The following is a 20,149-nucleotide window of genomic DNA, read 5'->3' as shown; positions in this document are numbered from 1 at the left end:
GGCTTATTCCTCTACTTTCGCTGCTGGGTTACGGCCGTTACGGATGATGTTTGAAAGCTCTCTTGCAAGAACGTCCCAACGTGCAAATGCGATGATGATGGCAAGTACCCACCATGCTTTATCAATAAATAGGCCACACAATGACAGTGCAAATACGATTTGAGTATGCGCGCTCGACATCTCTGCAGCTTTATGAACAGCGACTTCATGTAACTGCCAGAAGAGGTAGATAACGTAAACGATGATGGCGACAGTAACGAAGAAGACGAACCCCATAAAGATTTCAGAATCTAGGAGCTTCAAAATAGTAGGGTAGCCATTTGAAAAGTACTCTTCAGGGATATCTTTACCGTGAATAGTTCCAAGCTTAGATAATCCAACGGATGAGCCTACTAATATACCTAGGGTCATAACGGCTTTAAAAATAAAGAGTAGGGTGGTTTTGACAGTCCTCGTCAATTTAACCCATAGCCCATCCTTTGGTGCTGGGGTTTCGTTATTGGTCGACATGATGTGTTCTACCTTATTTATTGATCTGCTGCGTACTTTACACATCGTTAAATTTTTTTTGGAATAATCGTTATTCCGAGTTGGCATTCAACCTTTATAAACTTCGACTTGATTATTTGGAACTAAAGGCCCTTTTTTATTTGTGGTGCTTTAAGAGGGGCGGACGCTTTGCATGTGATATCAGGAATAAGCGTTATTCCTATGCAAAATTTGGTATATCGCTAAACTGTCGCCCAATCTTTACTCACCTTTCCTATTAGGATCCTTTAGATTTATGAAGTTCAGCACAAAAGTATTAGCGTTAGGTACAGTTATCAGCTTAGTCGGGCTGTCTGTATTAACCTTTATTCAATACCGCACCATAAGCCAAGAAGTGGAAAACACCATTGAATCCACCATTGAGTTGGCCTCTAGTCAAGTTGCTGAAGTCATACATAGTGAGTTACAAGGAAAACGAAACCTGGCCAACTACCTATCAGAGTTATTAGCGAGTGCCGATTCGCAAGACGTAAAAGGCCTCATAGAACAGCCGAGCCTAAGAAGTGTTTTCGTAACGGCAGGCATTGGTTATGAGAACGATGGTTCAATTATTCACAACGACTCAGGATGGACAGCCCCATCTAATTGGGATTCTCGTTCACGTCCTTGGTATCAGGATGCAAAACGAAATGGGTCGCAGAGCCTAACCAAACCTTATGTTGATGAAGGCACGGGCGCGGTTTTGATTTCTATCTCTCAGCCTATCTATGGCAATGGTGGATTTATTGGCGCCTCATTTTTTGATGTTGATTTAACCTCTCTGGCGACACTGATTTCAGCGGTTGAGTTGGAATACGCGACAGTATTTGTTGTCGATGGCGACGGCACTGTGATTGCTCACCCTAATAGCAAACTCAATGGTCAGAACATGTCTACATTCACCAATCGTAGTCGCATTATTGAAAACACCGAATTAGTGACGGTTCAAGGCAAAGAGTACTACCTTGATTTCCACCCGACGAAAGTAGGAAATTGGTCGGTTGGTATTTTGCTGCCATATGAAGAGACCCACCTTCCTCTTGAAGAGATGAAAAAAACGGTTTTCATTTTGTTCTTAGCCATCTTGACTCTGTCTTTTGTGATTTACGTTGGCGCAATGAAAGTATTAATGCGCCCATTATCGGCACTAAACGAAGCAATGAAAAACGTTGCATCGGGTGATGGTGATTTAACCAAGCGATTAGACACCAATACAGATCAAGAGTTTAAAGAGCTCGCTATTAGCTTCAATGGGTTTGTCTCGATCATTCAAGAGCTTATTCAAGGAACGAAACAAACGGCGACTCAAATTACGGAATATTCAAATGTGGCTGCCAACAGTGCAAAAGACTCTGAAGGCTTATTGCATACCCAACAGCAAGAAGTTGAACAGCTTGCAACCGCAATGAATGAGATGTCGACGACATCAAGTCTTGTTGCCCAAAATGCTCAAAGTGCGGCAGAATCTGCGCAGACTGCGGATACTGCCGCGGGAGAAGGGAGCAGCATCGTACTTGAGACAACACGTGCAATTCAAAACTTAGGTGATCAGCTTGATGATTCGATGCGTGCGGTAAAAGATTTAGGGAACTCTATTGGCGATATCGAGTCAATAGTGAGTGTTATTAATGAGATTGCTGACCAAACGAATCTATTGGCGCTTAACGCAGCGATAGAAGCGGCTCGTGCGGGAGAGTCTGGTCGAGGGTTTGCGGTTGTTGCCGATGAGGTGAGAACACTTGCTCAGCGTACACAAGACTCAACCACCGAAATTCGCTCGATGATAGATAAGTTACAGCAAGGATCTCAATCGGTGACGAAGACAATGAATACGAGTCATAGCCTAGCAATGTCAACGGTAGAGCAGGCGCAAACGGCGAACCATGCCTTGGAAGATATTCGTTCGGCTATCTCTTCGATAACGGAAATGAACATTCAAATTGCATCAGCGGCCGAAGAGCAGAGCTTAGTTGCTGAAGAGATCAATAATAATACCGTTAGCATTAAAGAGTTGTCAGACAAAGTTGCTGACAAAGCTTCTCACACGAGTGAGCAAGTGAATAAGCAGTCTGAGCACATTGAAGAACAAAATAAACAACTAAACCAATTTATTGTTTAGCCGCCATTTAACTTGATAGAGCCCATCATTCAGATGGGTAATGAAATAACAAAATGCACTCTCGTTAGTAAATATTTCCCTACTGAATGCATTGATATGACATAATTGATATCTTTATGGATGGTTCGCTGCTTGCTGAGAGCCATCTTATTAGTATTGAGTCGTCGTCCCGATATGAGGAACCCTTGATGAATCTTCATCAACTTGACCTGAATTTGTTGAAAACCTTGTTGGTTTTACTGCAAGAGAAAAATACCAATAGAACTGCAGAACGTCTAAATACAAGTCAGCCTGCGGTCAGCCGCAACCTTGCTAAGCTAAGAACTCAGCTAGGGGACCCGTTGTTTATTCGCCAATCGCGCGGATTAAAATTAACACCCAAAGGTGAAGAACTCGCAGAACGCCTGCCTAAAGTGTTTGAAGACCTAACCGAAGCCTTATCCGGTGAAGAATTTCTACCTGAAAAACAGGTCGGCGTGATTAGAATCGCAATGAACGGTTTTTTAATCGAGAGCTATGGCTACAGGATATGTGAAGCGATTACGAATTCTGCACCTAATGTTACTGTCGAACTTATGAATTATTCTGCGAAAACGGCCGCAGAGTTGATTAATGGTGAGCTTGATTTCGCACTCAGCTACTATCCTTTAGACGTGTCTAAAGAGCTAAGGCAAGTTCCGGTTGGCTTGCTTAACTTTGTCGGTATTGTGCGTAAGCAACATGCGTTAGCGGGAAAAACCGTCTCGGTTAATGACATGGTTAAATACGATATTGGTGGATTGATCATCCCTGAGTTTAATCATAGGCATATGCTCTTAGCCGACTTTGTTGAGACAGAAGATTATTTTAGACCTAAGCTTAGATGCCAATCCGTTAACCCGCTCTTAAGCGCAGTACGTAATACGGATATGGTGTTTGTTGCGCCTGTTTCATTGATGGATGTACTTGATAACAACAAGTACAGTTACGTAAACGTGTTTGATGTCGAAAAGCGTAATGAGATAAAAGTGGGGTTACTGTATAACAGTAAATATCTAAAATCTGAGAAATTCAGATGGATTGAGTCAATCTGTGATGGGCTTATTCCACCAGAGATGATTCAGTAACGAAACTTAAGTTTATTTATGACCTATTTAGAAAAGCCGATAGTGAAGAGATTCACTATCGGCTTTTCTATTTAATAACCACGCATCTAGTCATTAGAATTGGTAGTTGTACTCAATTCTATGATCGCCTGTCTCAAAGCGGTTATTTTCGTTCCAGTTAGCGTAATAACGTACGTTTGAACGTGGATTTATTTGGTAACTTACAACCGCTTCGTGAAGTAAAATTTTACCGCTTTCAATCCCAAAAGCATTTGCTTTGTAAGCATCAGAACCGGATACGCTACCCATGTACATTGGGTTATAGTTCAACCAAATTTTATCGGTAATTTCGACTTTACCGTAAAGGCCTGCAACATAGAAGGTACCGTGAATATCCCAACGGTCTTGAGCTTGTAGTGCTCCGGCGTTATCTGTATCAAATGAGTCACCGAACGCGACCCCCATTCCTGCAAGCGGGTAAAGGTTTACTGGTCCCATTTTCGGCAGAGCTTGAATAAAGCTGTAAGACGCTGAGCCTTGAGTTCCACGTGGTCCATCAAATCCAAGATTAACATCAACTTGAGCACCGCGTCCGTTTGTTAAATCGACAGTAAAGTTACGGTAGCGCAGTGAGTCAATACTGTCATCAGCACCACGACCGTTCCAGCCCATCGCCTCACCCGCAATGCCTTTTACTTCGATGATGTTCATACCCATGGTTATGTCGCTACCAGTATCGTAGGTTTGACCAATCTTTAGGTTTAAGCCTTTGTCTGTATAACCAAGACCGGCTTGGGTAAAGACGGCAAGCGGATCGGACATATCTTGGATTTCATCTTCAGCCAATACATTAGAAGAGAGCAGTACAGCGACAGATGTAGCGATAGCCGACAAGGAAAGGGTGGTGGTGTTTTTCATAACATTACTCCAAAAGAGGGTGAGAAGTAACGTCCTTTTACTTCGAAAATTTGGAGTCAATATATAGCAATGCTTATAACTAACAATTACCCAAAGGTTATACCAGGTATGCTTTTTCATTATATAATGATTTAGCTAAATTACATAGTAAGTCAAACTAGCTATTCAATATTTCTACTTAATATGGCTAAGTAAGCGTTGGGTGAGCAGTAGCTGTTTTGATAATCGATTCTTTCTAACGTGCAATATAAGTTTGGGTATCCAGAGAAGTTTGATGATGAACCAATTTAGTCGCTTAATATGGACAACAGATAGCGGGTATGTCGTACACCACCGCTTCAGGACCGATAGCCGAGTTTTTTGGCTTACACCTGAGAGGCGAAATGAATCGAGCATAAAGAGAAACATATCTCGTGTTCTAAGCAATGCACTTTCTGAACGTCTTGCCTCCTCAAAATCAAGGAGCACAACATTTCCTTGGTCATTCACCACCATATCGCGCATGGCAGGGCGACCATGAATAATCTTCTCTTTATGTAATGCGTGCAAGCTGTCAAATGCGGAATGGAACAGCGTCTTGTTTTTTGCTCCCTGTTGTTCTGTGATGGGTTTCCCCGCGCATAGCGTAACAAAATAAGCCCTACCTGCCGTATACAATCGAGGAATAGGCAAGTTTAGGCGCTGACAGTCACCCAGAATCGAGAGCTCTTTAGCGAACCGCTGTGCAGGTGTGAGGCCACTATGTAAGGTAAGGTGTGCCCATGGTTTATAGAGAGTCAGTACACCGTTGATCATTAGGCTCATAGGATTACGCTTTTCTTCGCCACGTTTTTTCAGCCAGTATCGTGTCCCATCCCGCTCAACGAGGTGGACGTATTCTTGATTACGCTTAGCCATGAGCGACTTTCTCTTCATACAATGAGGTAATCATTTCTATGGCCCACTTGATGATAGGTTTATTGGCATTTTTCTGAGCGTACGAGATCACGATAGGCGTATCGGGAAGTTGAGCCTTATCTATGGTGAGCTTTAGTGGTTTTAGCGACGTGAGTGAAGGGTCGCAAATCCTAAGTGAAGAAGGCAGTAACATCTGTGAGTTTTCAGCCGCTTGAATCGCTAATGAGATACTATCGGTTTGCAGTTTGATTTGAGGCACACCGCCTAGCGCGTTGCACACTTGGTTAAACTTTTCTTGTTTTTCATCCCAACTTGGTACAGACAAAGAGATAAAAGGATATTCATAGATCTCTTGCCAAGAGAGTACCGTCTTTTTAAATAGTGGGTGATTAGGCTGGGCAAACACAAGAAACTCATCTTTTGCAAAGGTTTGCTGAACGATGGATTTCGGGTAATTACTTGCAAAGTAATTGATGCCAACTGTGGCTCTATCGTCAAGAAATTGCTCAACGGCGTTGGACTCCCAACCCTTTAAATACCAGGTTGCATTAGGTGCTGCCATTGAGAGTTTTTGAAAAATGTCATGACCAAATAGTTGCTGAGTGGGATGGTTCAGAAAGATTTGATATCTACCTGTTAGTGAATGTGGGTCAAAATCAAAGTTAGTGCTGACGACTTGCTCAAGGCTTTCTATGATATTGGGTAGTTTATCTATCAGCTCTTCCATTAATGGAGTAGGTTCGAGCTTATTTGCCACACGAACATAGAGTGGGTCATTCAGAGTTGCTCTATTTTTAGTGAGAATTCTTGCGACAGCTGACTGGGATAGGTCAAGCCTCTCTGCCGTTAAATACGTATTCTTTGTTTCATTCAAATCGATCAAGACTCGCATTGATCGAATGTCTAAGTTATCAATCATCCTTACACCGTTTACGTTCACTAGAGTTAGGTTCGTTACTGATTAGGTTTAAAGCTCACCTTATGATGAGCTTTAAATAGTCCGTCCATGACTGTTCTTCTATTCGAAGCGACAGTTTTTAGAAGCGCCAGTCGAAACCAATCGATACTTTCGCTTCTTCACCACGTAGGTAATCTCTACCTGGAAATCCATTAAGTTCATTGATCTTAATGTTGGTGTATTTACCTTCTAAGTAAATATTGAAGATCGCATCACCCACTTGCGTACGGGTACCTTGTAATAGCACTAGGTCAACCATTTCCATCTCGACACCACCATAGGTTGAACCACCAAAGGCTTGAAATACCGTATAGAAGGTGTCATTCCATGGTTGTAATCCATACAGATTAACTGACACCATGTGAGCATCATCGCCACCTAGCACACTTTCTACGGCACCTGCATTGATGCCTGAGATACCGTTAAGTGCATTCAGCATGGCAGTTTGCCCAGTACCGGTTGAGTAGCCATTCATTTCGTTCGGTACCATCGTGCCACGAATATTTTGTGCAATCTGTTTGGTGTCAAAATCAACGTACGAGTAATTCACCGACGGAAACAGCATGGTTTTATCGTTCGTTGCCGTCAGTGGCAGCATATAACCACCGGTATACATGTTGGTGGTATCGGTTAGGTAGACATCAGCGTAGACACCACCAAATCGCTCATCGAAATTGGCCAAACGAAAGCGAAAATCTTCTGATTGAGTGAAGTACTCACCAATCATAATGGTTTGGGTTTGATATTCCCCTTCGCCATATAGATTGTTAAATCCACCACCGGCAACCAGTTTAATTTCACCTTCATGGTCGGTTGCAATACCCCCACGCCACGCAGTATTACGAGGGTCTGCATCATGGACCTCTTGAGCGCCAGTCTCAGCGTAAACGCTTGCAGACGTCAGTGCACATGTGGTTAGTGCAAGACCCAGTAGATTTTTATTAAACGTGTTCATAGTTTTATCACCCGTATAAGAGCTTTCGCTCTAGAATCAAATTTAGGGTGATTATCAATAGCTTCAGTCGATATGTTAACGCCACTAATTGACATTCATCAAGTCGGTATTCGACTGGTGAACATATTAGTGATATTTTTATTTTTTAAGGTTGTTGTTTTTAATGTTATTTATTTAGATAGGTTGAAAGTTGAGAGCTTTATTCCAAATGGAATAATCATTATTCCAATTAAAATTCGACTTGAAGTAGTGGCGAGTAGGGATAAAGAGGATAAAAATAACCTTGGATAAGGGGTAGAGTGCTGATAGGCATCAGCACTCATTTCACGATTGAGTGCGATAAGCAGCGCTAATTCTGCTTTAACTCTGTTAATACATGATGAAGAGATGAACGAACAAGAGGGGATAAGGCAAGCACTTCTTCGCAAGGTTCAACCAAGTCAGGGATTTGGTAAGTGATCATATCTGCAGCGATCGCCGATTTTACACCGTTGTTAGAATCTTCAAAGGCGAGACACCACTTGGGATCGACCTTTAATCGCTTCGCTGCGAGCAGATAAATTTCAGGATCGGGTTTTCCATGGGTGACCTCACAGCCTGTGGTTAGGTTATCAAAGAAGTGATCCAACCCAGCAAGTTTGAGCTTAATGGCTGCGACATCTTTTTGTGTTGAGGTGGCAACGGCTGTTGGGATGTTATTTTCCTTCAACCAAGTCAGCAGCTCAACCACCCCCTCTTTTACAGGGATAGCTTGGTGCTTAACAACCGCATTGTAGCGGTCACGCCATTCAATATGCAGGGCAGGGTAATCAAGGTCAGGTCCATACCCCTCGCGAATCGTCTTTTCAATTCCTGCTGAATTGCGTCCAATAATAGATAAGTAAACGTCTTCTAAAAAAGGGACATTCTGTGCTTGGCAGGCCTGTTTAAAAATAGACATGCAGACTCGTTCGGTATCAAGAAGAAGTCCATCCATATCAAAAATTGCAGCTTGAAAGTTCATTCGGTTCGTATCATCTGTCTATTCAATAATAAAGAGACCGCATTGTGTCATGTTTCGTTATAGACAACCATAAATGCGAGCCCATGTTACAGATAAAACGAAGTGTTAACAGTGTGTTTTTGTATTGTGGAATTAAGGTGGCTATTAAATGGTGATTTATGTAAATACCATCAGCGGAATTGCCGAGATCAATGAATAGGCAATTAATCATTTTTTGCATCGTTTCAATCGACAAAATTCAACAAATAACCCTCGACAAAAAGTGGCATCAAAAGGTAATGTCACCCGAAAATACCCCTATACTTAATGTGGCAATGGAAGTGATGCTCACTGCGTGGGTCACAATAGGTAGACTAGCCTGCTAATAAGCGAAAACTCAATGCATTCTCAACATACTTGGGTTGTAAATCGGATCAGATTGGTTAGCTAGGTCCTTTATTTGAGCGAGGAAAATATGGTTCAGATTGTCATCGATGGTAAATTCAGGATTGTTGAACAAGGACAGTCACTACTTGAAGCGTCTAAAGTGTGTGGATTAGAGATCCCTTCACTATGTGGACTCAATAAATCTGCAGACAAAATTCCATGTGATCTTTGTGTCGTAGAAATTGAAAGCGGTGGCATGAAGCGTGCCTGTGAAATGGAAGTCTATGATGGACTCAACGTTATCACCCAATCACAAGCACTAATGGATCACCGCAAGCACGCCTTAAATCGCATCATGACCGATCACTACGCGGATTGTGAAGCGCCATGTAAAACGGCGTGTCCTGCGGGCGTAGACATTCAGTCCTATCTTTACCATATAGCGCAAAATGACCATCAAAAAGCAATCGAAGTGATCAAGCGCACGCTACCAATGCCTTTGTCTATTGGCCGTGTTTGTCCAGCTTTTTGTGAAACAGAGTGTCGACGTAACCTTGTTGATGAATCCCTTGCTATTCGTCAGCTTAAGCGTCATGCCGCCGATGCTGATCTCAACGCGCAAGAGAGCTATACACCACCGAAAAAAGCCGATAAAGACAAACACGTGGCGATTGTTGGTGGTGGACCAGGTGGACTAACTGCAGGGTATTACCTCTCAAACGAAGGGTATTCAGTCACGGTCTTTGAATCTATGCCTAAAGCAGGGGGTTGGCTTCGTTACGGCATTCCGGAATATCGTCTGCCAAAGAGCATTCTTGATAAAGAAATTGAGCTGATGTGCCGAAACGGCATGGAGATCAAAACCAATCAGAAACTGGGCGATCAGATCACGCTGTCTCAATTAAGTGAAGAGTACGATGCCGTCTGTTTAGCAGTAGGAGCATCGGCTGCAGTTGAAATGAACTACACAGGCAGTGACCTTGATGGCTGCTATTTGGGGGTTGATTACCTGAAAGATTACGTAACGGATCAGAATTACACCACCGGAAAAAAAGTGGCGATCATTGGGGGAGGTAACACCGCCATCGACTGCGCTCGCACTGCGGTTCGTGATGGAGCAGACACTACGCTTATTTACCGTCGTACCCGAGATGAGATGCCCGCTGAAGATTACGAAATCGAAGAAGCGGAGCATGAAGGGGTGAAATTCCACTTCTTAACTAACCCTGTTGAAAATATCTCGAATGAACATGGCCGAGTTAAAGAGATTCGTCTAGAGCGTATGAAGCTTGGTCCGGCCGATGCATCAGGTCGTCGTAGCCCGAAGCCAACAGGCGAGTACTTTACTGAAGCGTTCGATACGGTTGTGGCTGCGGTTTCACAAAAGCCTGATCTGAGCTTTATGGACAACGAATCGCTTGAGATCCCGTTAACTCGTTGGAACACCGCCGATGTCAACCCAGATACCATGCACAGTGGAACGGGTAATATTTTTAGCATTGGTGACTTTCGTCGTGGCCCTGCAACCGCTGTAGAGGCGGTTGGTGATGGCCGAATTGCGGCTGAAGCGATGGATCGATTCTTCAATGGTGATATGGAAAATATTCCCGTCACGCCATTTAACTCGCGCAAAGAAAAAAAACTGAAGCAGATCGATCCGCTACAGTTTGAAAACTTACAGAAAGTTGCGCGCGTTATCATGCCTGAGTTAACCGCAGAGCAGCGTGAGCAGAGCTTTGAAGAAGTGGAAACTGGCTTTGATAATGCCGATGCGATTGCAGAAGCAGCTCGATGTCTAGAGTGTGGCTGTCAGGCAAATACGGCGTGTGATTTGCGTGACTACTCAACCGAATATGGTGCAGTTCAAACCTTCACACCATCTGAAAAATTAGGCCAAACGGTGGAGATGCAATCTGACGATTACTGGCAGCAACTGCGTAGTAAAGATACTCGCCAAAAATGTGAAATTGATAGCAGTTCTGAGTTTGTGATTTTTGATGCTAACCGCTGTATTAGTTGTGGTCAGTGCGTGCAAGCGTGTAGAGAGCAATCGGTGCACGGCGTTCTTAGCTTCATGACTACTAAAGATGGCACACCGGCTTCACGGCCAGAGTGTCGTCCTAACTTTGGTATCAATGGCACGGCCATGGGCGATTCCAATTGTGTTCAGTGTGGCGCGTGTATTCAGGCTTGTCCGACTGGCGCAATGACCGATGCTCGCGACCGCTCACAAGGCCGAAAAGACAACCTTAAAGCGGTGAATACTATCTGTACCTATTGTGGTGTGGGTTGTAAATTGACCATGTACGTTGACGAGTTGAGCAATAAGATACGTTATGTAGAAGGTGCAGACTCTCCGGTGAATGAAGGCATGTTATGCGTGAAAGGGCGCTTTGGTTTTGATTTCATCTCTGATGATATGCGGTTAACGACTCCTCTTATTCGTAAAGATGGTTGGCTACAACCGGCAACATGGGAAGAAGCGATAGCGCTAATTGCTGACAAGTTTGGTTCAATCAAACAGAGCTTTGGTGGCAATGCACTAGCAGGTTTCTCTTCTGCTAAAACGACCAACGAAGATAATTACGCGTTCCAGAAATTTATTCGTCGTGAACTGGGTACCAACAACGTTGATCACTGTGCTCGTCTGTGTCACGCATCAACGGTAACAGGGCTTGAAGCCTCGCTTGGTAGTGGCGCAATGACCAATGATATTCCAAGTATCAAGCACTCGGATGTCATTTTTATTATTGGTTCAGATACCACAGCCGCTCACCCAATTATCGGCTCCCATATCAAGCAAGCGGTACGAAATAACGGTGCGCGCCTCATTGTTGCTGACCCTAAACGTATTGATATTGCTGATCACGCGGAGCTTTATTTAGCTCACCGCCCAGGCACCGATGTGATGTTGCTAAACGGTGTCATGCAACAGATCATTAAACATGGTTGGTACGATCAAGAGTACATTGAAGAGCGTGTTGATGGCTTTGATACCTTGCTTCAAGAGGTGATGTCTCCTAACTACTCTCTTGAAAAAGTTGAGCTAGTGACGGGTGTGAAAGCCGACGATATCTTCGCCATGGCGCGTTTGATTGGCACCGCAGAGCGCACCGCGGTGTATTACTCTATGGGTATTACTCAGCACACGACTGGGCACGATAACGTTCGTTCCATTGCTAACCTACAACTTCTGTGTGGCAACATCGGTATAGAAGGTGGCGGTATTAATCCACTGCGTGGGCAGTCAAACGTTCAGGGTGCGTGTGACATGGGAGCACTGCCAAACAACTATCCTGGCTATCAGAAAGTGTATAACCCGATGGTTCGTCAGAAGTTTGCGATGGAGTGGAATGTCTCTGATTTACCTTCTGAAATAGGCTTAACCCTCACTGAAATCATTGATTCGGCGTGCAAACGCGAAGTTCGTGGTTTGTATGTGATGGGTGAAAACCCAGTGCTGAGCGATCCAAACCAAGCGCACGTGATTGAAGGGATTGAAGCGCTTGATTTCTTAGTCGTCCAAGACATCTTCTTAACGGAAACCGCGCAGTACGCTGATGTGGTACTTCCATCTACCTCATTTGCTGAAAAAGCGGGTCACTTCACCAATACCGAGCGTCGTGTTCAGCGCTTAACGCCCGTGGTGAACCCGCCGGGTGAGGCGAAAGAAGATTGGCGTATTATCCAAGAGATTGCCAACGCAATGGGCAGTGACTGGGAATACCGCAGTGTGATGGATATTACCAATGAGATCGCCCGTGTTACGCCTCAATACGGGGGTTTACGTTGGGAAGCGATAACAGCTGACGGTGTTCAATGGCCGAGTAACAAGAAGAACCCAGATGGTACACGCATCATGCACCAAACGCAGTTTACTCGTGGGCGAGGGCAAATGGAGGCGATTCCATTTAGATACGCCGCAGAGCTTCCTGATGAAGATTACCCGCTAGTATTAACGACTGGCCGAGTTTTGGAGCAGTTCCATACGGGTACTATGACACGCAAGACCAAAGGGCTTAATAACCTTGCTGGTCCTCGCGCCATGGTGAGTGTGGCCGATGCAGAAGAGCTTGGTATTACTAATGGTCAGATGCTGAGAGTGTCAACGCGCCGAGGTTGTATTGAGATTGCCGCGTTTATTACTAAGCGTATGCAAACGGGCGTGGTGTTTATCCCATTCCATTTCGTTGAATCACCAGTAAACCGTTTAACCTCAACGGCAACTGATCCTCACGCCAAGATCCCTGAGTTTAAGGTGGCAGCTGTGAAGGTTGAAGCGCTTGTACCGGGTGAGGTGGATTGTGACTGTAATGATGTGGTTTCAATGTAATTGAGTTAAAAACTGAGCGGTAGAAAAAGCTCGTTTTTGAATTGACCCGCCATAGTTGGACATCAATTATGGCGGGTCTTTTTATGTCCAAATATCGCCGTATAATCTTGCACTTTACTGGTATGCTTTCTCTCTTTTTGGCTTTAATAATTTCATAATCAATGACTGTTTCCACATTCCAATACCTGTTATAGCGAGTGCCGGTATTAGCCCCCATATCGTAACTGTAAGATATGCTTCATTGTTTCCTAACGGTGAATAGAACGAAGCACCAACTAATAGTGCTAACGCGATGTGTACCCATCTCAAAACTAATCTTATGTTCTTACCATTCATGACGTTTTCCTTATGTCGTTACTCTAATTGAAATGATAAGGCAGTCAGATCTATGGTTCTTAAAATTGCGACTAACGGTGCTTGCCGAGCGTGACTTGCACTATCTAAGGATAAAACAGCCAAACCAACGCCAACCTACTCTTCAAAACTCAATTCCTTAGTACAGAAATTTTGCCTTATTTCTGGAATATATGCACATTAGTGCTATTAATTAAGTTGCGCATTGGAGAGATAGGCTCTACGGCTGAAATTATAAAATATAAGGCATCCAACCCCGTTTTAGCTTCCTAGCCCATCTAATGATATCTCTCGCTTGAAAGTGACGCATACCACGGAGGAATAGCTCAAAGAATGGCTTATAAGTTACATTTTTTCAAAAGGTTACGGATGCTTAATTATTATAAGGAACGTTAAATGGCTAAGGACAACGCAATGCTTCCAGTCTATGGGCGAAGCGAGTTTAAACAAGGTGTGCCAAAACTGAAGATCCCTGAGACACCAATGGCACCGGAATCGGCTTATAGAATGATCAAAGATTCCCTGAATCTTGATGGAAGCCCGGCACTTAATCTCGCGACGTATGCTAACACTTGGATGGATGATTACGCAGAGAAGCTTATTCACGAAAACCTAGATAAAAACTTCATTGACCATGAAGAGTATCCACAAAGTTCGCTTATCGAAAAACGGCTTATTCGAATGATGGGTGATATGCTGGGTACTGAGTTTGACCCTGCCGATACCGACCCCGACACCAGCGAGGGCTTTTATGGTTCAGTAACGGTTGGCTCTTCTGAAGCGATAATGTTAGCGCTGATCGCGCACCGTAAGCATTGGCAAAACCGTAACAAAATGAACCCTAATCGAAGTCCGCTGGATCGCCCATTCTTGTTAATGAGTACTCATGTACATGGGTGTTGGGACAAATACTGTCGCTATTACGATGTAGGTGCACTGTATATCGCGATGGGTGACGATAAATATACCGTAACTCATGGTGATGTGTCTGAAGTCCTACACTGCCCTATCAAAGATAGCCCTTACCGAGAACAGATCATAAAGCTCTGTGAGTACCCTGATGGATATCTTCCTGTCTTGGAAGAAAGAACAGTTGGTGAATTAGTGATGGCGGTTGGTTCTATAGCGGGGACAACCTTCACAGGGAATGGCGATGATACGGAAGGTATCGATGAAGCCGTCGATGCTTATTGTAAGGCTTTTTCTCATACAACCCATGTTGATATTCCAATTCATGTTGATGGTGCAAGTGGCGGATTTATGCTTCCGTTCACTAATCAACGCGCTGAGAGTATGGGACATAAAGCGGCCAATTTTGATTTCAAACAGACCAAACGAGTGCGTTCCATCAATGTTTCAAACCACAAGTTTGGGATGGTTTACCCAGGCATGGGTAGCGTCATATTCCGTAATAAAGATGTCGTCGATCCAGAGCTTATCTATAACATCACTTATCTTGGCGGTAGCTTTGTCGATTATACGGTGAACTTCTCAAGAGGCTCGGGTGTCATTATTAGCCAATACTACAATTTCTTGAGCTGGGGTCGTCAGGGGTATCAGGCCGTATTGGATAACTGCATGGATAACACCGATCATCTCATCAACTGCGTCACCGATAACCCAACACTTAAGTCGGTTTTCACCCCGATTAGCGATAATGTCCACTATCCAATAGTAGTCTTCAAACGAGAAGAGCGTGAGGATGGCTATGCTTGGAGCATGGCTGACTTCGCCGATGAAATGCGAGAATATGGCTGGATTATCGCTTCCTACCAGCTCCCTACCACTGACCCAGAAAAAGCAGACGGCCCTTATGTGCTTAGAATCGTGGTACGACAGGTGATTACCTCAGAGCAAATAGAATCCATGGTTAACCACATGACAACGGTTGTTGATGAGCTAGAAAAACTCGACCAAACAACAACGATACAGATTCTTCGCATCAAAAAGCGCACCCACTATAAAGCCTCAAGAATCTAAAGGAGTCATGGAATGGAAATCAACACCGATCAAATTAATTGTCACGGCAACATGTGTTCCAAGGGTGAAACCATCAAAGATTGTCGCTATCCAATGGTGAAGATGTGTTTAACGGGTACTGAGCCTCCAAGATCTGGGGAGGGGTTGCGGATTGCGGTCTATCAGGGAGAAGGACTTGCTGGTGACCAAAAAGCCATTGATTACAACCTTAAGTGTTTAAAAGAGTGGGCTGAAAAAGCGGCCAGTTATCAGGCTCAGATATTAGTGTTACCAGAGCTTTTTCTTTGTGGTTATAACATTTTACCTAATGACATAGATAAAGTTGTTCGAACGGCCTCTCAAGTACAGGACCTTGTGGGTTCTATCGCGATGAAAAACGAGATTGCTATCGTATGTCCCTATGCAGAGCTAGACCCTGATACGGGAGAACATTTTGATACAATCTTGATGTTAGACAAAGGGGGAGAAATCCTTCGTAACTATCGTAAATGTCACCTTTGGGGAGTGGAAGAAAAAGAGAACTGGAAATACCCCTATGTGGACGATCCAAAAAAGGCATACCAACCTTTCAAGGTAAACGGAATTAATGTCGGCCTGATCAACTGTTATGAGGCTGAGTTCCCTGAGACTTACCGAGTTTATGCACTGAAAGGGACTCAGGTAGTGATTGCGCCAACCGCTGCTGATGTTGGAACCGTTGATAAGAACGGTGTTTTTGCTAGCTCTTGGATCTATCCAGATATTTCGAAAACCGCAATTCCTTGTAATGCGTACAGCAATAAGATGTTCACCGTATATGCCAACCACGCGATGCGTCAATTCCGATCAGACGGCAGTTTGTCTGGTGTTTACTTAGGAAATAGTGCGATTGCAGATCCTTATGGTGAACTGCTCGCGCACGCCAACAATATGCCCACTCTTTTAATTGCTGACTGTGTGCCGGGTAATTACCTGCCAACCCATCCCTATGGTGAGAGTGATTACATCAAAGATCGTCGCCCAGAGCTCTATTCTGCTTTAACTAAAATGAAAGCAAAACTGCCTGATGGCAGTACTTATCACTACCCTAAAAATCCAAATAAACGCTCATAATAATTCACTGCATGATCAGTGAGATAACAAACAATCGTTAGTCTCTATGCTAGGAGAGAAACATGTTAAATAGAAAATCATCACATAGAAGAATAGTAAAAAGCACTCTTTGTGCTGCTATTACATTAGGCTTATTTACCGTACAAAGTAGCTTTGCTGAAGAGGTTTCCGTTGGGAGCTATTACGGTAACTATGATGTTACCCAGAAAAGTCCTGGTCAGCAGTCCCTTAGCCTCCGTGGGCCCATCATGGAGACCTGGACCTTACCAGCGGCTCCAAACAAAAAGCTTCGTATCGGCATCAGTATTCCACATGTTCAAGACTCGTATTGGCACGCCGTCAACTACGGGCTGACCAGTGAAGCTGAACGACTCAATATCGAATTTGTTGTAAAAGAGGCTGGCGGTTATTCCTATCTTAATACCCAACAGCAACAGCTAAATGAGCTCGTCGAGATGGGAGTTGATGGCATTATTCTTGGTTCGATCAGCTATAGCGGAAACAATGACTTAGTGAAGAAAATTGATACGCAAGGTATTCCTGTCATTGAAGTGATTAATGACATCGAAGCGCAGAGTATTTCAGCCAAATCCATCGTCAGTTTTTATGATATGGGCTACTTAGCGGGTGAGTACGTTGCGAACGATGCAGAGCAAGCAGGCAAAGACAAAGTGAAGGTGATTTTCCTACCTGGGCCCAAAAATTCGGGCTGGGCTGATGACTCCTTTACTGGATTTCAGTCGGCAACGGATTTTTTTCCCGGAGAGCTGAGCGTTGTGGCGGTTGAGTGGGGTGATACCTCTGCCAAAGCGCAAGGAGATTTACTTGCTAATGCGTTAGCTGCCCACCCAGATGTTGATTACGTTATCGGTAATGCCGTAGCAGCTGAATTAGCCCCTGACATTATCGCTAAAGCCGGGCAACAATCTAAAGTTATCGGAACCTATATTACCCCAGCGCTGTACAAGGGCATTACCAACGGAACCATTGCCGCAGCACCAGCCGATATGACCGTGGACCAAGCTCGTATTGCCATGGGGATGATGGTGCGTCTACTTAAAGATGAAAAGCCAGGGACAGACTTCCCGTTTAGAGCAGGGCCACTTATTCCTGTACTGAGTAAAACCAATATCACCGATTATTCCTACGAAAAACTGTTTGGACCTAAGGACTACTCCGTTCGTATGGACAATCTGTAAGTGAAGAGAGGCCCTTTCTATTAAGGGCCTCTTTTGCATAGATAAAAGTAACAGCGATGCTTACTGATAGCCGAAAATACAATGAGTTAAGGCATAGCAGTAACGATTTTTACTTTAAGGCTCATTTACTTTAAGGAATAAAGTATGTCAGTTAGAAAACTAATAATAAGTGGGTTTGGATTACTACTTGTCATCATTTCGGTGATTACTGTTAAGGGCTACTTATCGGTTGAAAATGCATCCCTTGGTTTTGTCTCTTACCAAGAGCTGGCTGATGATGCTAATTATGCGTCTAACCTACGAGCACAGCTTCTGGAAGAGAGCTTGCTAGCCAACAAATACATTATTTCTGGGGATAAAAAGGCGTTGGCCGTTTATCAGGAAGCCGCCAGTGAGCTTAAAGGCAAACTTGATGCAACCAGCGGTGAAATTGACGACCCTGAACGAATATCTATCATGGCAGAAGCAAGGGAGCTACACGATAGCTATATAGGCGCATTTTCTGAAATAGAAGCACTGCAAAAGAAGAGAGAACTAGAGGCTACAACACTTGCCACACTGGGTGAAGATCTACGAAGTGCGTTAACGGGACTGATTGATAACGCCTTTAAAAGTAACAACATTTCGGCGATCTATTACGGTCAAAAAGCGCTTTCTCATGTTCAAGCGGGTCGACTAGGGATCGTAAAATTCTTGAGCAACCGTGATGAAGCGGCGGTAGAGTCGACACGTCAGGAGTTTAAGGAATTCGAAAAAGTCTTGCAGGTGCTAGTCGGTTTGGTGCGAGATCCACAACAACGTAAGGTTCTAGTGCAAGCTCGAAAGGCAGCAAGCCAATATGTTTCAATGACTGAGCAGCTTGTTAGTACCGTACATCACTGGGATGCAGCCATTAATGGGTCGGTGAGTGAATTAAGCCCACAGTTAATGGCAAAAGCAGAGGCATTTAATACGTCTGTGCAAGATGAGCAGGCTAGCCTTGGACCTATGTTAGCTAAAGCGAATCAAGCAACGTCTTGGACGATTCTTTCGGTAGGCTCAATCGGGCTTATTATCGGTGTCATCGCGGCGATAATTATTACCAAAGCGATCATCAAGCCAATAACTGCCGTGATAGCGCAGTTGTCAGATATCGCAGAGGGAGAAGGCGATTTAACCACACAATTACCGGTTAACGGTCAAGGAGAGTTGGCTCAATTAGCAACGAATTTTAACTCTTTTGTCGGCAAGATCCGTAATACGGTCGAGGACTTAACGTCGGTTAATAAAGAGCTAGTGGGGTACTCTGAGAATATGGCGGCGATCAGCTTACAGACGAGTCAAGGGGTCAATGGTCAACAGGAAAATACGGAACAAGTTGGTTTAGCGATTAATGAGATGAGTATTACTATTCAAGAGGTGGCTCAAAATGCAAACTCAGCTTCAACGGCGACCATTCAGGCCGAAGAGCAGTCAAAGAGCAGCAAAGGAATCATTGGTAATACAATTAATCATATAAACACACTAGCGGAGCAGATAAATAAATCGAGTCAAGCAGTGCACAGCTTAGAAACGGAGACAGAAACCATCGTCTCGGTCCTTGATGTGATTAAAGGGATTGCGGAGCAAACGAATCTTCTCGCTCTAAATGCGGCTATCGAAGCGGCACGAGCAGGAGAGCAAGGGCGAGGCTTTGCTGTCGTCGCTGATGAGGTTCGAAGCTTGGCGTCACGAACGCAAGAATCAGCGGGTGAAATCGATCATATGATCGAGGGGTTGCGTAAGGAAGTTCGTAATACCGTTGAAATGATGAATATGGCTCAAGAGCATGCCACTTCTGGGGTGGTTCAAGCTGAAAAAGGCGGGCAAGCGATTGAAGAAATTGTTAAAACGATTTCTCAAATTACCGACATGAATAACCTCATTGCATCGGCAACAGAACAACAAGGCGCTGCGGCGAGTGAAATTAATTTGAGTATTAGCAGTATCAGCGGTATTGGTCAGGAGACATCTCAAGGCGCTAATGAAACTGCCAGACTGTGTGAATCAACTCAGCAAAAGGCCGCTCATATTAATGAGATCTTAAAGCAATTTAAGGTGTCTTGAGTCACTTAAATATGGACCGTTCCCTTCATTCTCCAGTATCGGGTGAAGTCGATCTTATGATGTTATTTCGATGTAATTAAATTTTCTCGTTTATATGAAGAGATAAATGCCAGTTTGCTGAAATCAGAAAACTGGCTTATTTATCACATCTGGTTATAGCCGACTTTATAATGCCACATTAATGGCTGGACTAAGTTTACTCTTAGAATCAGAACTCCCATGGTTTGAGCGCATTGAGCGGTATGTTTTAGACGGCATCGAGTAGAAATCATGGTCA

General features: G+C 44.0%; 13 protein-coding genes. 7 read left to right on the top strand and 6 right to left on the bottom strand.

What is annotated here, in order from left to right:
* Nucleotides 1–3: 3 nt before the first annotated feature.
* Nucleotides 4–510 carry a magnesium transporter gene (locus KP803_RS12505; protein WP_248009171.1) on the bottom strand — a complete coding sequence of 169 codons (507 nt, stop codon included), beginning with the start codon at nt 508–510 and terminating at the stop codon, nt 4–6.
* A 274-nt stretch (nt 511–784) separates the two neighbouring features.
* Between KP803_RS12505 and KP803_RS12500 the strand changes: the two genes are divergently transcribed.
* Together KP803_RS12500 and KP803_RS12495 are read left to right on the top strand one after the other, a co-directional pair.
* Entirely contained in the window at nt 785–2,647 is a 1,863-nt protein-coding gene (locus KP803_RS12500; RefSeq protein WP_248009170.1) for a methyl-accepting chemotaxis protein, read from the top strand.
* A gap of 188 nt (nt 2,648–2,835) precedes the next feature.
* On the top strand, nt 2,836–3,753 hold the full coding sequence (locus KP803_RS12495; RefSeq protein ID WP_248009169.1) for a LysR family transcriptional regulator: 918 nt from the start codon (nt 2,836–2,838) through the stop codon (nt 3,751–3,753).
* A gap of 93 nt (nt 3,754–3,846) precedes the next feature.
* Here KP803_RS12495 and KP803_RS12490 read toward each other — a convergent pair whose 3' ends face one another.
* The 5 genes from KP803_RS12490 to KP803_RS12470 form a co-directional block, all read right to left on the bottom strand.
* On the bottom strand, nt 3,847–4,650 hold the full coding sequence (locus KP803_RS12490; protein ID WP_248009168.1) for a hypothetical protein: 804 nt from the start codon (nt 4,648–4,650) through the stop codon (nt 3,847–3,849).
* A 174-nt stretch (nt 4,651–4,824) separates the two neighbouring features.
* Nucleotides 4,825–5,547 (bottom strand): BUD32 family EKC/KEOPS complex subunit, encoded by a 723-nt coding sequence (locus tag KP803_RS12485; RefSeq protein ID WP_248009167.1) that lies wholly within the window; start codon nt 5,545–5,547, stop codon nt 4,825–4,827.
* A complete protein-coding gene (locus tag KP803_RS12480) occupies nt 5,540–6,466 on the bottom strand; it encodes a LysR family transcriptional regulator (protein ID WP_248009166.1) in 927 nt (308 codons plus the stop codon). The genes KP803_RS12485 and KP803_RS12480 overlap by 8 nt, the downstream gene beginning before the upstream one ends.
* Nucleotides 6,467–6,584: 118 nt before the next feature.
* On the bottom strand, nt 6,585–7,460 hold the full coding sequence (locus tag KP803_RS12475) for a hypothetical protein (RefSeq protein ID WP_248009165.1): 876 nt from the start codon (nt 7,458–7,460) through the stop codon (nt 6,585–6,587).
* 349 nt (nt 7,461–7,809) lie between these two features.
* Nucleotides 7,810–8,463 (bottom strand): HAD family hydrolase, encoded by a 654-nt coding sequence (locus KP803_RS12470; protein ID WP_248009164.1) that lies wholly within the window; start codon nt 8,461–8,463, stop codon nt 7,810–7,812.
* Nucleotides 8,464–8,917: 454 nt separating this feature from the next.
* On the opposite strand from KP803_RS12470, the gene fdhF reads away from it, so the two are divergent.
* The 5 genes from fdhF to KP803_RS12445 all read left to right on the top strand — a co-directional run bounded on the left by fdhF (nt 8,918) and on the right by KP803_RS12445 (nt 19,872).
* A complete protein-coding gene (fdhF, locus tag KP803_RS12465; protein ID WP_248009163.1) occupies nt 8,918–13,162 on the top strand; it encodes a formate dehydrogenase subunit alpha in 4,245 nt (1,414 codons plus the stop codon).
* A 750-nt stretch (nt 13,163–13,912) separates the two neighbouring features.
* Nucleotides 13,913–15,496 carry a pyridoxal-dependent decarboxylase gene (locus KP803_RS12460; RefSeq protein ID WP_248009162.1) on the top strand — a complete coding sequence of 528 codons (1,584 nt, stop codon included), beginning with the start codon at nt 13,913–13,915 and terminating at the stop codon, nt 15,494–15,496.
* 12 nt (nt 15,497–15,508) lie between these two features.
* Nucleotides 15,509–16,588, top strand: coding sequence for a nitrilase-related carbon-nitrogen hydrolase (locus KP803_RS12455; protein ID WP_248009161.1), 1,080 nt, complete (start codon nt 15,509–15,511; stop codon nt 16,586–16,588).
* Nucleotides 16,589–16,650: 62 nt separating this feature from the next.
* The gene (gene torT / locus KP803_RS12450; protein WP_248009160.1) at nt 16,651–17,787 is read left to right on the top strand and encodes a TMAO reductase system periplasmic protein TorT; all 1,137 of its coding nucleotides are present in this window, start codon (nt 16,651–16,653) and stop codon (nt 17,785–17,787) included.
* A 144-nt stretch (nt 17,788–17,931) separates the two neighbouring features.
* A complete protein-coding gene (locus tag KP803_RS12445) occupies nt 17,932–19,872 on the top strand; it encodes a HAMP domain-containing methyl-accepting chemotaxis protein (RefSeq protein ID WP_248009159.1) in 1,941 nt (646 codons plus the stop codon).
* Nucleotides 19,873–20,149: the final 277 nt, after the last annotated feature.

This window comes from Vibrio amylolyticus (genome assembly GCF_023145695.1).
GTDB lineage: Bacteria > Pseudomonadota > Gammaproteobacteria > Enterobacterales > Vibrionaceae > Vibrio > Vibrio amylolyticus.
Note: the sequence above shows the minus strand (reverse complement) of the source record. Positions and strands in the feature narration are given on the sequence as shown.